This window comes from Aeromonas sp. MdU4, from assembly GCF_041929505.1.
Lineage (GTDB): Bacteria > Pseudomonadota > Gammaproteobacteria > Enterobacterales > Aeromonadaceae > Aeromonas.
Genome location: NZ_JBHFMW010000025.1, coordinates 97,813 through 113,068, shown reverse-complemented (window position 1 = coordinate 113,068; position 15,256 = coordinate 97,813). Strand labels below are relative to the sequence as shown.

Sequence of the window (15,256 nt, the reverse complement as noted above, 5' to 3'; positions counted from 1 at the left end):
CGGTTTCATCGAATGTGATGGTCATCAGGTGGCCATGGCTTAATGCCAATGGCCGCGCAGCCTGATCGCAAGGATGGCTGATTCATTCGGGCCATAAGCATGGTTTGTACCGCCAAAAATCTGAAAACTAGTGTGATCAACTACCCACTTTGGGCTATTCCTCTGTTTTGCTGCGCTGATCTTGTGGTACATGTCACGGTTCATTGTCATCCGACGGGACTGGGCCGGTTCTTATCCATCTTGTTTTTTCTCGTTAATCCAAGGCGTTATCGCTGCATATTGCGGCAATCAACGACTGGACCGCCGGATCTCGTCACGGAATGTCTCCGTAACTACTCACAAGGCTACCGCAATGCATATTGTCGACCGATTTTTGGGATACACCGCCATCAACACCACCACCAACCGTGAAGCGGGGGCGGCCGGGGTGATGCCCTCTTCCCCGGGGCAGCGGGTGCTGGCTGACAAGGTGGCGCAGGAGCTGATTGCTCTGGGTCTGACCGTGGAGGTGGCGGACAACGCCATCCTGACCGCCACTCTGCCAGCCAATGTGGGCGGGGATCTGCCCACCGTGGCGTTCTTTGCCCATCTCGATACCAGCGCCGAACACACCGCTGATACCCATGCCAAGGTGGTGGCTTATGACGGGGGGGATATCTGCCTCAATGCCGAGCAACAGATCACCCTGCGTCAGAGCGAGTTTCCCGAGCTGGCCAATTATGTTGGCGATCACATCATCGTGACCGACGGCACCAGCCTGCTGGGCGCAGATGACAAGGCGGCCATCGCCGCCATCGTCAATGCGGTGGCTTACCTTCAGGCGCATCCGGAGATCCCCCACGGCACCATCAAAATTGGTCTGGTACCGGACGAGGAGCAGGGATTGCGCGGGGCCAAGGCGTTCGATACCGAGCGTTTTGGCGCTGACTTCGCCTACACCCTCGACTGCTGCGGGATTGGCGAGCTGGTTTATGAGAACTGGAATGCGGGGGATGCGGAGTTTGTTTTTCACGGTGCCTCGGCGCACCCCATGTCGGCCAAGGGCAAGCTGAAAAACTCCCTGCTGATGGCGCACAAATTTATCGCCATGTTGCCCGGGGGCGAAGCACCCGAATATACCGAGGGGCGCGAGGGTTACTACTGGGTCAAGCAGATGCAGGGCAACAGCGCCAAAACCGTGCTCAAGCTGGATGTGCGTGACTTCACTCAAGCGGGTTATCAACAGCGGATGACACTGCTCGACACCCTCGGCAAGAGCTGCCAGGCCCTGTGGGGTGAGCAGAGCGTGCGTTATAGCCTGAGTGATCGCTACAGCAATGTGTTCAACAGTTTGCAGGGCGATAATCGTTATCCCATCGAGCTGGCGCTGGCCGCTTATGAAACGCTGGGGATCACCCCCAAGCCGATCCCGATGCGCGGCGGTTATGACGGCGCCGTGCTCTCCCAGAAGGGATTGCCCTGCCCGAACCTCTTCACCGGTGCTCACAATTTCCACTCCATCTATGAGTATCTGCCGGTCAAATCCCTTGAGGCGGCCAGTGCCGTGGTGGTCGAGATCATCAAGCTCACTCACTCCCGTTTCAGCCGCTAAGGAGTCGTCATGTTTCAGGTAGTTATTGCGGTATTGGTCATCGTGCTGGTGGCCAGGTTGATCCTCAAAGGCTATCGGGCCGAGCCGGTGCTGTTTGCCGCCGGTCTGGTGCTGATGGTGGCAAGCCAGTTGGCAGGGTGGGGGAGTGTGCTGCCCAAAGGGGTCGCGAGCACCGGGCTTGCCCTGTTCGATCCCTTTGAAGTGATGCGGGATCTGTTCAGTTCGCGGGCGGCGGATCTGGGGCTGATGATCATGGCGCTGATGGGCTTTGCTCACTACATGGATCATATCGGTGCCAACGATGCGGTGGTGCGCATCGCCATCCGGCCATTGCGCCGGTTGCGCTCTCCCTATGTGTTGCTCTTCTTCTCCTATCTGCTGGCCAGTGGCTTGCAGTTGGCGATCCCCTCGGCGACCGGTCTGGCGGTGCTGTTGATGGCAACCCTTTTCCCCATCATGGTCGGGTTGGGGCTGTCGGCTGCCTCGTCAGCCGGGGTGATTGCCACCTCCCTCGGCGTGGCGTATACCCCGACCGCTATCGACGCCATCCGGGCGACCGATGCGGTGGGTATGGGTCACAACGTGATCGAGTATGTCTACACCTATCAGGGACCGGCCGCGCTCGCGACCGTGCTGGTAGTGGGGCTGATGCACATTTATTGGCAGCGTCGTTGCGATCTGCAGGACGGGCACCAGCACCAGGGGGCGGCCGCAGTGGATGAGTCGGCGCAGCAGGTGGGTGTGCCCGGTTTTTATGCCATCTTGCCAATGCTGCCCATCATCATGGCGGTAGGATTTTCCTCCCTGTTTGTTGATCACATCAAGCTCAACGTCATCACCATCGTGATGATCTCGATGTTTATCAGCATGGTGGTTGAGGCGGCCAGAACCCGTGACATGAAGCAGGTGTGCGGCGGTTTCAGCCACTTCTTAAACGGTATGGGTTCCGCATTCAGCAACGTGGTAGGGCTGCTGGTAGCGGCGGGGATCTTCGCCCACGGCATCAAGGTGTTGGGGGTGATCGACATCCTGATCGTCGGGGCCGAGCATGTGGGGCTGCCGGCCTTTGCCATGGCTATCGTCTTTGCGCTGGTGACCCTGGCGGCTGCCATCATCATGGGCTCCGGCAATGCGCCCTTCCTCGCCTTTGTCGAGCTGATCCCGCAGATTGCGGCCAGCATGGGGGTCAACACCGCCGCCATGATCCTGCCGATGCAGCAGGCCTCCCATATGGGGCGTGCCATGTCGCCAGTATCCGGCGTGATCATCGCGGTCTCCAGCGGTGCCAAGCTGACCCCGTTTGCGGTGATTAAGCGCACCTCGGTCCCCCTGATGGCCGGTTTTGTCGCTCACATTCTGATCGTAGGTCTCTTCTATCTGTAACGGGACAGGCATAAACAAAAAGCCTTCACGAAAGTGAAGGCTTTTTATGCTGTGCTGCGTTGATAACAGGCTGAGCCTGTTGGGCTAAAAACGGTATTCGATGTGGAGCGTATGGCTGTCCAGCCCCGGATTATGGTCATACATATAAGCATTGGACATGTGTTCGTATTGATAGCCGATCAGCCAATTTGAGGTCAGTGCATAGCCCAGACCGAGACCGGTAGAGAACTGGAACGGGCCGCCATAGTCTTTGTGGTTGTGGCCCAGTTTCCCGAATTCATGTTGTTCCAGCCAGAGCACATCGCCGGGAATCCAGGCTACCCAGTTTCCCCATTGGCATTCGATACGCGCCCCGCCTCCCAGTCTGGCTGTTTCTTCATCTTCTACCTTGAGTACCCCGGCACGAGCCCCCAAGCCGAATTGGCAGCCTGAATCTCCCCAGCGCCAGAACATATGGTGGTATTTGGCATCCGCGATATGGATATCGAGTTTCTCATTGCTGAAAGCTGTGCCGAGCTGCAAGACCACGATGTTGTCATTGGCGATTGCACCGCTACTGGCAATTAGCGAAGCCAGCAACCCGCAGCGTAATAGAGTGTTAGCGTCCATGCTTCCTCCAACCTGATTGTTATGCCGTGGTGCCGTATCCATCGGTCACATATTAGGCATAGTCAACAGGCGAGAGGGTTGTCAATTATTGATAAAAAACTAAACAGCGGCGGTGAATAAATGCACTTAATATGCAATTTACCATCAGCTGGGCTTGCTTCGTTGTTGAGCGTTAAATGAGCAGATATAGCTGAGTGGCTGATGGGAACGGGAGATGTTTGGTTTTTGTATATGGATAGTTTGATTAATTGGAATATCAAAACTGGTAAGTGAGTGCTACTTTATCGATCTGAATTTCGTTTATCATAATTGAGGGGGTATTTCAATAGCGCCAGATCCCAAAAACAAATTAAATCACATTGGGATAACGTAATTCAGAAGTTTCTAAATAAAAAATCTTATCGTCACATCTATTAATATTGCTAAATTTCATTTGAAATAGAGTTTTTGGCTTAATTATAAGTTTTTTAAAAACAATTACTTACCTTCATTTTGTTACCTTGAGTTGAATGGTGGTAAGAATTTTTTGAGTCTTGACCCAATCGTGGCTGGTTGGTAGCATCTGCGGCAAATAAAAATAAGCATAGTGTTCGTCACATGGTGACGTTTGCATGCACGGGTTGGTGTTTACATTGCAGTTAACTTTGTTGGTTTTATGAACTGACAGAGCCTCGCTATCATCCCTTTTTTGGTTTTTCCATTCAATTTGTCCGTTTTTTCACCCGGGAACGTGTCATTGCCGTGCGGTAGCTATGTCTATTTAACCCTGTGGCAATCGTCGTGCGGTAGCTATGTCTACTGCAACTGGCACCGTACACCCAAGAGATTGCCTACTACCTGAAAGTATGTATAGTCCCCCTTTCTGTCATCTGTAGTAAACGTTCCAAAATTTGACTCTGCGATTTCATTCACTTCAGTTAATGACCCTCAGGATCCATGAACATGTGACATATGTTATGTCAGTGTGGAGTGGAGCGTGTTGGGGGTTGCTTGATTCATTTTAATATGCAGAGTCTGTCAGGAAGAGTCGACGCGCAAAAATCGTCCTGCAGTCAACGGTTTGAATCAGTAGACAACAGGCTGTTTGTTGAACAAACAGCCTGTTGAGCATGTTGGAAATAAATTAGCGAAAAAGTTGAAGTATTAACTCTAGTTATTTAACAAATGATGCATGTGGGAAATATTGATAGATGAATAATGCAACCCGGTTCTTGGCGATACTCTTTGCCTTTCAACTCGGGGGCTGCGCATATCAACCCAAGCAGGTCGAGGCCTCTCGTCCTTTGGTCAATCCGGTTGATATGGCTTACCCCGCTTTGCCAAGCAATGTACAACAAGCGCTTAATACCTTGCCTCAAGGCGCAACGTTTAGTCACAACACCACCACTTTCACCTTGGGTCAACGTTATGTTTCAGCATTGGGACGTGACTGTGTTGAACTGATGTTCAGTTATCAGCAAGGCCATCAGCAAAGAAGTGCTGCCTGCAAGAGTGCAGAACAGTGGTATCAGGTTCCTCAATTGGAACAAGCATCTCTGGGCAACCTGTTTGCCGAGTAATAGCGAAGGGTCAGGTTTTGAAGATTAACACTAGTCGTTTGAGTATTGTTTTTTGGTTATTTACGGCCTCTTCTCCCGTTTTTTCTGCCAGTGCGCCCAATTTGGCGCAAGCAAATGGACAAACGTTCGGTTATCAACTGACGAGTAATAAAGGCCCGCTCTCTGCACAAAGCGGTCAAGCCAACACCGACTCCACAACCGGCACTTTTGCCCAGCAAAATCGGCAAGGCATGTTATTGCCAGGTGAAGTCGATGTACATAAATTGCTACCGCAAGCGGAAACTGGCTTGCCTCCTCCCTACGGAGCCAACTTGTTTGCCGGGGGATATGAGACCGAACGCAGCGATGGTTTGAATGACAATTACTTGATTGCTCCAGGTGACAAACTCAATATCTGGATCTGGGGGGCAGTCAATTTTTCCAATGTGGTGACGGTTGATAATCAGGGCAACATCTTTATTCCTGATGTGGGCCCAATCAATGTCAAGAATGTAGCCGCCAGCAAGGTGAATGGGCTGGTGACAAGCCGGATTGGTGATGTTTTCACCAACAATGTCAATGTCTACGTCAATTTGCTTACTGCAACACCAGTGAGCGTATTTGTGACTGGCCCAGTTATTCGTCCGGGGCAATATGCCGGTCAATCCTCCGATAGTGTGCTCTATTTTCTCAAGCGTGCTGGTGGTATTGATTCCGAGCGAGGTAGCTATCGCCAGATCAAGGTCTTGCGCCAGAATCGGGTTGTGCAGCAGGTTGATCTCTATGAGTTCATGCAACAGGGCAAAATGCCTACCTTGGCGTTTAAGGATCAAGATGTGATCCTGGTTGAGCCGCAAGGGCCGATGATCAATGTAGCTGGCAAGGTGCGCAATCCTTTTCGGTTTGAACTGACCCAGCGTAACACTCAGGGTTCTGAGCTTATCAACTACGCCTTGCCGCTTGCCAAGGTAAGCCATGTCGGGGTAATCGGGGATAGAGCCAAGGGACCCTTCTCTGTCTATTTACCGTACAAAGATTTTGCCAATATTCAGCTGAAAGATGGCGACAAGGTGCTGTTTAACGATGATATGCATGCTCAGGTTTATGACGTGCAGGTCTCTGGCAGCTATATGGGGCCATCCTACTTCACGGTACGCAAGCAGACCAAGTTGCACGACCTGCTCGATCATATCCCGATTGATCCACAACTGGCTGATTACCAATCCATCTATCTGATGCGCAAGAGTGTGGCTGCGCGGCAAAAAGAGATGCTGGATGAATCGCTCAATCGACTGGAGCGCAGTGTTTTTACCGCGCCAGCCAGTTCGGATGGCGAAGCGACTATCCGGGCCAAAGAGGCCGAGCTGGTGATGCAGTTTGTCGAAAAAGCGAGAAAAGTGCAGCCGCTTGGCAAGGTTGTGGTCGCTGATAAGGGCATCATTGCCAATATTCAGCTTGAACAGGGCGATCAGATCGTCATTCCCAATAAAACAGATCTTATTCAGGTCGGTGGGGAAGTGCTGATGCCGCAAGCTGTGGTCTACAACGGCAAGGCAAACCTGGATGACTATATTGCATGGTCAGGCGGTTTTACTGAACGTGCCAATGACCAGCGCATTGCGGTTGTTCATGCCAATGGCTTGGTCGAGTTCAAAGGGCAGGGGAGTGTCCAGCCGGGGGATCAGATCCTGGTGCTGCCGAAGGTGGATAGCAAAACCATGCAATCGGTCAAAGACGTTACCCAAATCATCTATCAGATTGCCGTGGCTGCCAACGTAGCGATCAAGTAAATCTGATTGGTCTCCATAAGCAGGCTTGCCGATTGGCAAGCCTGTCAAATGATAAAGAACACCAATGCATAAACCGATACTCAATCAGACTCCGCGTACCTCTTTGCAGGTGCTGCGTGATGTCGTGTTTGGTCTGCTTATTCGTGAGCTAAAAACCCGTTTTGGTAGTTACCGGTTGGGTTACGCTTGGGCCCTGCTTGATCCGTTGTTGATGCTTAGTGCCTTTAGCCTGATTTTTGGCCTTCGTGGTCAGGGCGGCTTTGGAGGGGCGCCAGCGCCACTATTTATTACGGCGGGATACTTGCCGTTTTTATTTTTCAAAAATGTGGTAAGTAAGTTGCAATCGGCAGTTAGTTCCAATATGGGGCTCTTTTGTTATCGACAAGTCACCCCTTTTGCTACCTTTATTGCCCGCTTTGTGCTGGAAGTAATAATTGGCATGATGGTTGGTATTATTTTAGTTCTGGGTCTATTATGGTTTGGTTTTGCTGCCATACCTGCAGACCCGCTTCAGGTTATTACCTATTACTTGTTGTTAATGATATTATCTTTTTCCTTGGGGATTGTTTTTTGCGTTATATGTAGCCTGTTCCAAGAGGCAGATAAATTTTTGGGGCTACTGATGATGCCGCTGCTTTTTATCTCTTGCGTGATGTATCCGCTGGCGACTATCCCTTCGCAATACCAGCACTGGTTTTTATGGAATCCGTTGGTGCATGCCCTGGAGTTAATTCGTAGCGGCTGGCTGGCCGGTTACCAAAGTCCTAATGTGAGTAGTGGTTATTTGGCCACCGTCACTTTAGTGCTGCTCACCTTTGCGATGAGTTGTTATCGTCTGAGCCATCGCCGTCTTATCGCCAGTTAAAGTGAAAAAAGATGATCACCCTCGAAAATGTCAGTAAGTATTATCCTACAAAGTTTGGTCGTAACTATGTATTGCGTGATGTAACTATTACTTTGCCCAGGGATCGCAATATCGGTATTCTGGGGGCTAACGGCGCTGGAAAATCCACCTTGTTGCGGTTGCTTGGTGGCATGGATATGCCAAGCAAAGGTAAGGTAACCCGCCACTGTCGGGTTTCCTGGCCGCTGGCACTAGGGGGGGGCTTTCAGGGCAGCATGACGGGACGAGAAAATACCCGTTTCGTCTGCCGTATTCACGGTGTGCGAGATAGCCATGCGGTTGAAGAGTGGGTTAAAGAGTTCTCCGAGATTGGCCAGCATTTTGAATTACCCATCAAGAGTTATTCGAGTGGGATGAAGTCAAAATTCTCATTTGCTGTCAGCATGGCCTTTGATTTTGAAATTTACCTCACTGATGAAATAACTTCCGTGGGTGATGCACGCTTCAAGCAAAAATGTCAGGATGTTTTTAATAAAAAACGCCAAACTGCCAGTCTGATTATGGTATCGCACGATATGAAAAACCTACGCCAGCAGTGCGATATGGGAATTATATTGCGCAATAGCCAACTGGAAGTATTCGATAATATCGATGACGCCATCCAAATATATCAGAATCTCTAATAAGCTTTATTCATTATGACTCAAATAACTAAATCTGAAAAAAACTCACGCTTGGTTCGCAAGTTTCGCAAGCTGAGTAATAGTCCTAAGCAATTTTTTATTGATTCCAGTGGATATCAAATTGCACATCGTTCGTGGCAGCAGAGCTTGAAATTGGGCAGCTTTTTATGGGTGGTCGCTTGTTTTTCTATGGCATTGATCTATTTTGGCGGGATAGCAACCGATCGTTATGTCAGTCGAAGTAATATTATCATCAAGAATGCGGAACAGATTAAAATGTTGCCCGATGCGCTGTCGATGCTTGGGCTGGGGGGGAGCAACCATCAGGATGTGCTATTGGTACAAAACTATCTGCGCTCAGCCGATCTGCTGGCCAAGCTCGATCGCGAGCTGGCGTTGAAATCACATTATCAAGATAGTGGGATCGATATCTTTTCGCGCTTGTCCAGTGAGGCGAGTCGGGAGGAGTTTCTTGAATATTATCTCGATCATTTGACCTTGCACCTTGATGAGTTGTCTGGGGTATTGACCATAGAATTGCAGGCCTTTGATCCGGAATATGGCCAGCAGGTGGTAAGCCTGATGCTGAAAGAGGCTGAGACCTTCATCAACAAATTGGGTCATCAGGTAGCCATGGATCAACTTGCCTTTGTAGAACAAGAGGTCAATCGTGCCCATCAACGGCTACAAGATGAAAAAGACAAGGTGTTGGCATTTCAAAACAGCCACCAATTGATAAGCCCGGAATCTACTAGCAGTGCGCGTCTTGGGGTAGTCAGCGAAATTGAAGCAGAACTGGTTCGCCAGCAGGCAGAGCTAAAGCAATTGCGTAGCTACATGAAAGAGAGTGCGCCAGGGGTGGTGTCGGTGCAAAGCCGTGTTGATGCGTTAAGCAAGCAACTGAAACAGGAAAAGGCCAAATTGACCACCAATGATAGCGGCAATCATGTTGCTCCCGAAGCGATGAACGAGATCACTGCTCGTTATTTGGATTTGCAAACTCAGGCTAGTTTGGCTGCAGATATTTACAAGACCGGTCTGATTAGTCTGGAGCAGGCTAGAGTGGAAGCCTATCGAAAATTGAAACATTTACTGGTAGTCGTACAGCCAACGTTGGCGGAAGAGGCTGAATATCCACGTCGTCTCTATAATTTGGCGACCGTTGCAGTATTGTTGTGTCTGTTTTACGGGCTGGTTATTATGGGGTTGGCTACTTTACGGGAGCACCAGGATTAACTTTACCAAAAAATCACTACGGGATGCCAGTCTGGTTTTTATTGGCTGTGCGGGTTGTTATCAATAATAAATAGAAGAAGAGAATATAATGAAAGCTGTTATTCCTGTTGCAGGGTTGGGCACGCGTATGCTTCCTGCTACCAAAGCCATTCCCAAAGAGATGTTGCCAATTGTTGACCGGCCACTTATTCAATATGTGGTTGATGAATGTATCGCTGCCGGTATAAAGGATATTGTGCTAGTGACCCATTCTTCGAAAAATGCTATCGAAAACCATTTTGATACATCATTTGAACTCGAAGCTACTCTGGAAAGCCGGGTAAAACGCCAGTTGCTTAATGAGATCCAGTCTATTTGCCCCAAAGACGTCACCATCATGCATGTGCGTCAAGGGGAAGCAAAGGGATTGGGACATGCCATCTTGTGTGCATATCCTTTGATAGGTGACAGTGAATTTGCCGTTGTTCTGCCCGATGTGCTGCTGGATAATGCGGCTGCTGATCTGAAACAGGATAATCTCGCCAGGATGATTCGCCAATACAAGGAGAGCGGGCGCTCACAAGTGATGGTTGAGCCTGTTGAGTGGAGTCAAGTATCTAAATATGGTGTGGTAGATTGTGGTGGACAACAGGTTGATGCTGGCATCTCCGCCAGGATGGACGCCGTGGTTGAAAAACCTGCGCAAGAAGAGGCTCCTTCAAACTTGGCGATTGTTGGTCGTTATGTGCTTTCACCTGCCATTTGGGCGCATCTGAAGAAGACCGTGCCAGGGGCGGGCGATGAAATTCAATTGACCGATGCCATTGCCACACTGATACAAGAGCAAGATGTCGACGCTTTTTGTCTTCAGGGCAAGTCGCATGACTGTGGCGATAAACTGGGATATATGAAGGCATTTGTTGAGTATGGGCTGCGCCATCACCAGCTTAAATATGAATTCAAGGAGTATATTCATTCCATAGTGTAAAACATGCCCATAAATACATTCTATATTCAGGTTAATAAATATTGGCATTAGAAAAAATGGTATGTAAATATTTACTGTCATGACAGTTTGTGACCATATATAGCATGTCGATATTCTTCATTTAGTTTCCCATCAATTTTCAAGGCCAATTACTGCCATGAAAGTAAAACAATATAAATATCGTAAAAATAGCCCAGTAAGCAAAAGGTTAGCAGATAGTATACCTACTGCATTGACGGAAAAAAGTCAGGAGCAAATGAGATCAAACAATGAGAGTGAGTCTATCGCCTCAAGTTATCTAGCAACACCTGTTATTGAACAACCAGTGCCAACTCTCTCATCAAAAGTGATGTTTTGGCGCCCACGTTTTTTGGCCGAGTCACAATGGCTGCAGCATATTCCTTTCTATTTCTGGTTGACGGATGTCTTGCAACCAAAAACAGTAGTTGAATCCAACCTGAATAGTGCGGTGGGTTATTTTGCTATTTGTCAAGCGATTGACAAACTGAATGTTGACTGTGTTGCTTATGCCGCCTTTGGGATGCAGTGCGATATTCCCACGGTCAAGGCCTATAACCATGAGCATTACCGTGAATTTTCGTATTTGGTAGAGCAGGATGAGCAGACCTTTATCAATACATTAGATGATGCCAGCATCGATCTACTGCTGCTCAAATATGACAGTGTGATGCTGGCCACAGAAGCCAGCCGGATTGCACTACAGAAAAAACTGACCGCCAGTGCGGTTGTACTTATTCACGGCAGCAAGTTGAGCACGGTGCGTCAACAGTGCACATCATTGCGTAACATATATCCCTCGTTTGAGCTGACTCAGGGTCAGGGCTTGCTGCTGTTGTGCATGGGAAAACAGATCCCGGAGCGGCTGGAAGCTCTCATCAATCAGGGCAAAGATCTTAGTGCAAGGCGTCTTATTCAGAATATCTATGGCCGTCTGGGAAGTGCCAATGAAGATGCCTGGCAGTGCCTGGTGTATGAGCGCCAAATTGAGGAGTTGAGCACGCAACTGCAGGCGCATACCCATCATATTCAGCAGCTTCAGGGGGCTAAACAGACCTTGGCCGATACACTGAAGCAGGCGAATCAGGAAATTGCTGCCGCCAAGGCCAGGCAGGTTGAGCTTGTTGCCACGCTGGCTGAACTGGGTGATGAAACTGCTGCCAATCGCGAGCAGAAGCACAAACTGGAGCAGGAGAAAGCACGGCTTGATAAAGAGCTGGGCCAGATCAGGCACAGCCGTGAATTGGCCGCCGCCGATGTGGCCAGATTGCAGCAGGATATCGACGTGCGTTTCGATGAGCTGGCGAAACTTACCCAGATGTTGGTTGATGCTGAAGCCAGACTGGAAACCGTACAACAGGATAATCAGTCACTGCGTGATCAGCTGAGTCAGGCACAGAAAAATGCAAGAGCTGTGCTCGAAAAAGCCAATATAGAGGTACAGCAAACCAAGCAACAGATTGTGGAATTAAGTAGCAAGCTCAGTAAGCAACAAACAGATAATAGTCGATTGAAAGATTCACTCAATCAGACCCAGCAAGAGTTGGCTGAAATCAAAGTGCTGGCGGCCAAGCGCATCGATGAGGTGAATCAACTCAAGCAGCAGCTGAGTAAAGCTCAAAGCGAGCATATCAAACAACTGGCAGACAAAGAGAAGCGCTTGCAGCAACAGCAAGTAGAGCTGGCCCAAGTCAACAAAGAGTTGAGCAAACAGCGAGAACTTGGCGTACTGTTGGAGCGGGATCAACAGGTTGCGGCAGACAAAATATCCACACTTGCCCGCTCAGAGCTGGCTTTGCAGCAGTCCCTGAACGAGCGTTTTGATGAATTGGCTATTCTGACCAATATGTTGCAGCAAAAAGAGCTGCAGTATGAGGCTACCTTAGGTGAGCTGCAGGTTGCAGAGCATAAGCTAAGCGAACCGCAACACTTGGCCGTGACCGACAAGCTTAAAAAGACCTTTAAAGCAGCCAAACAGCGCCGGTTCAAAGCACACCAATTTGCCAACGATGTGGCCTTGATCCGCGGGTCAGAGCTGTTTGATGAGCCTTGGTATCTTGAGCAATATCCCGAGGCCGCCAACCATAAACAGGGAGCTGCTGGCCACTATCTGGAATTTGGGGGGGGGCTGGGGGCCAACCCGTCAGCCGCTTTTGATGGCAACTGGTACCTGCAAACTTATCAGGATGTGAAAGATGCCGGAATGAATCCGCTATTTCACTACCTAAAATTTGGCTATAAAGAGAGCCGCTTGCTCAAACACTTCTAAACTTCAACTTAATAATATCGTCGAAATATTATGAAAAATCTTATTCAAGAAATAAAAAATAGCGGTCTGTTTGATACAGAATGGTATCTAAAGCAATATCCTGATGTAATCAAGAGTGAATTATCACCGATAGAGCACTATCTCAAATATGGATATAAGTTAAACCGCCAGCCATCAAAAATATTTGATGCAAAAAAATATTTAGAGTTTCACAAAGATGTAGCACTAAGTGACATCAATCCTCTGGCTCATTATATTCAATATGGAAAAAAAGAAGGCCGTGCAGTTCCAGTTAAAAAGATTGAGCATGAGAAAAAGTCTATATTAAATAAATACTTTGACAAAATCTATCTTGTTAATCTGGATAAATCTAAAAAGGAAAGACTAACTGTATTCAAACACTTACATAAAATGGGTGTAAAAGTTCAACGCTGGAACGCTACCAATGGTTATAAAGGTAATTCATTAACTCAATTTAATGAATACAAGAAAAGACAGCTTGGAACTTTAATGAAATTTCCAGGATTTAATGATCTTGAAATAAAAAGAGGGAAAGGCTTCATTGAGTCACCTGGAGCATTTGGATATATCCACACTTACCTTTCCATTCTGAATGATGCAAAGGTCAATCATTATGACAAGTTTCTGATTATTGAGGATGACATAATTCTTTGTGATGATTTCGACAGAAGGTTTGAAACTTTCATATCAAGTGTAGATAAGGATTGGAAAGTTCTTCAGCTGGGGGCCTCCCAATATGGATGGAACTCATTTAATGAAAGTGATGCAAATATTGCTGGATATTATCACCCTAGAAGATTAGATACTTGCGGTTCATTCGCAATTGCTTTTTCCCATGATGTTATAGATGAACTTATAGAATTGGAGTCTGCATTTGAGGCCCCTTTTGATCACCTTCCGATGGGTGAGATTTATGAAAAGTATATAGGTAAATGTTATGTCTGTTATCCAAACATAGTAATGCCAGATGTAACAGATAGCAATATTAGAGGTGGTCGAGATCAATTCCTTCATGGCGAAAAAATGAAATGGAGAGTGGACAATTTCCAGTTCCCATTAGATAGTGTAAGTGTAAGTGTAATTGTTAATAGTAAACACAATCTTAAATACGCATCTCAGTTTTCTTGCTTGAAGAGGCAATTCGTAAATATAAGACTATTTGCATCCACTAGTGATGGCTTGAGGCCAATACACAACTTTGAAAATTTGGATTGGATTGAGCCAGTAATACATGCCAATCAACTTAAGATGCAACCTAGTGATTTCTATATTACGTTAGATGAGAATTATATACTGTCTGAAGATGATCTGTTCAAATACATAAGTTCAAAATACGAGGGATATGAGGTAGATGTCACTGGTATTATGGAGTTCATTCCAGAAGAAATTAAGACAGAGAAAGAAAAATTTTCAGTAATCATATCAACTTATAAAAGACCTACTAACCTTTATGCTGCTGTTCGCTCGGCTGCAGAACAGGACTATGTAAACAAAGAAATCATTGTGGTAAATGATACGGGCCCAGAAGAAGAATATAATTTCCAGATTAGGGCTGTAGTCAACAAAGTAAGACAAGAATTTACTAATGTAGATATAAAATTAATAGAACACAGTATTAATAGAAATGGATCTTCAGCCAGAAATACAGGTTTTTTGTCTTCTTCTGGAGAATATATTAGTTTCCTTGACGATGATGATATTTATCTTCCTGGAAGGCTCACTAAAACTGTTGAAAATTTAAAATGCAGTGGTAATCATATCGGTGCAACATATTGTGGCTTTTTAGGGTGGAACTCGCCAGAGAATAATCTTCAAAGATATACAGAAGGCGATCTAACAAAATACATATTGCTTCTAGATTATTTTAAGCACTATGTACATACTAATACGGTAACCTATAAGCGAAGCTCTGTATTGGAATTGAATGGGTTTGACGAAAGTTATCGACGTCATCAAGATTTAGAGTTCAACATTAGATTCTTTCAGAAATATATTATTTCCGCGACCAAGGAAGCTTTGGTGAGGTTGAATCCTGCACCATCAGATATTAGTAACAAAGTTTTTGATATGGACATGGCGCTGTTGAAAAATAAATTCCTAAATCAGTTTTCATCGATAATTTCTGATTTAGGTGAAGATGTTAGTCGTGATATTTACAGCAAACATATCCATGAAGTTGTTAGATATATCCGTGATAAAGAAAAATTTAATAACCAAATGAGAATACAGAATCATAATGTGATGTTAATGATTTCGAATGGAATCGGAGAATAAGTTGAAGAAAATTAAAATATTGCCTATTGGATC

Annotated in this window: 11 protein-coding genes; 10 read left to right on the top strand and 1 reads right to left on the bottom strand. The window is 47.1% G+C overall.

Annotated features, from left to right (window positions below; translation table 11 throughout):
* The first annotated feature begins 352 nt into the window (after positions 1–352).
* Together pepT and dcuC are read left to right on the top strand one after the other, a co-directional pair.
* Positions 353–1,591, top strand: coding sequence for a peptidase T (gene pepT / locus ACE1BR_RS15945; protein ID WP_374871934.1), 1,239 nt, complete (start codon positions 353–355; stop codon positions 1,589–1,591).
* A 9-nt stretch (positions 1,592–1,600) separates the two neighbouring features.
* A complete protein-coding gene (gene dcuC / locus ACE1BR_RS15940) occupies positions 1,601–2,974 on the top strand; it encodes a C4-dicarboxylate transporter DcuC (protein ID WP_374871932.1) in 1,374 nt (457 codons plus the stop codon).
* An 84-nt stretch (positions 2,975–3,058) separates the two neighbouring features.
* Here the strand turns inward: dcuC and ACE1BR_RS15935 are convergent, their stop codons facing one another.
* On the bottom strand, positions 3,059–3,583 hold the full coding sequence (locus ACE1BR_RS15935) for an acyloxyacyl hydrolase (protein WP_374871931.1): 525 nt from the start codon (positions 3,581–3,583) through the stop codon (positions 3,059–3,061).
* Positions 3,584–4,773: 1,190 nt separating this feature from the next.
* On the opposite strand from ACE1BR_RS15935, the gene ACE1BR_RS15930 reads away from it, so the two are divergent.
* The 8 genes from ACE1BR_RS15930 (at position 4,774) to ACE1BR_RS15895 (ending at position 15,223) form a co-directional block, all read left to right on the top strand.
* Complete coding sequence (locus ACE1BR_RS15930) at positions 4,774–5,142, top strand: hypothetical protein (RefSeq protein WP_374871929.1); 369 nt, start codon at positions 4,774–4,776, stop codon at positions 5,140–5,142.
* 17 nt (positions 5,143–5,159) lie between these two features.
* Complete coding sequence (locus ACE1BR_RS15925; RefSeq protein ID WP_374871927.1) at positions 5,160–6,911, top strand: polysaccharide biosynthesis/export family protein; 1,752 nt, start codon at positions 5,160–5,162, stop codon at positions 6,909–6,911.
* Between the two features lie 64 nt (positions 6,912–6,975).
* Positions 6,976–7,776, top strand: a complete 801-nt coding sequence (locus ACE1BR_RS15920; RefSeq protein ID WP_374871925.1) for an ABC transporter permease — start codon at positions 6,976–6,978, stop codon at positions 7,774–7,776.
* A gap of 11 nt (positions 7,777–7,787) precedes the next feature.
* Complete coding sequence (locus ACE1BR_RS15915; protein WP_374871923.1) at positions 7,788–8,438, top strand: ABC transporter ATP-binding protein; 651 nt, start codon at positions 7,788–7,790, stop codon at positions 8,436–8,438.
* 15 nt (positions 8,439–8,453) lie between these two features.
* Positions 8,454–9,674, top strand: coding sequence for a sugar transporter (locus ACE1BR_RS15910; RefSeq protein WP_374871921.1), 1,221 nt, complete (start codon positions 8,454–8,456; stop codon positions 9,672–9,674).
* A gap of 88 nt (positions 9,675–9,762) precedes the next feature.
* Entirely contained in the window at positions 9,763–10,641 is an 879-nt protein-coding gene (galU, locus tag ACE1BR_RS15905; protein WP_374871919.1) for a UTP--glucose-1-phosphate uridylyltransferase GalU, read from the top strand.
* A 157-nt stretch (positions 10,642–10,798) separates the two neighbouring features.
* Positions 10,799–12,928, top strand: a complete 2,130-nt coding sequence (locus tag ACE1BR_RS15900) for a hypothetical protein (protein ID WP_374871917.1) — start codon at positions 10,799–10,801, stop codon at positions 12,926–12,928.
* Positions 12,929–12,958: 30 nt separating this feature from the next.
* Entirely contained in the window at positions 12,959–15,223 is a 2,265-nt protein-coding gene (locus ACE1BR_RS15895) for a glycosyltransferase (RefSeq protein ID WP_374871915.1), read from the top strand.
* Positions 15,224–15,256: the final 33 nt, after the last annotated feature.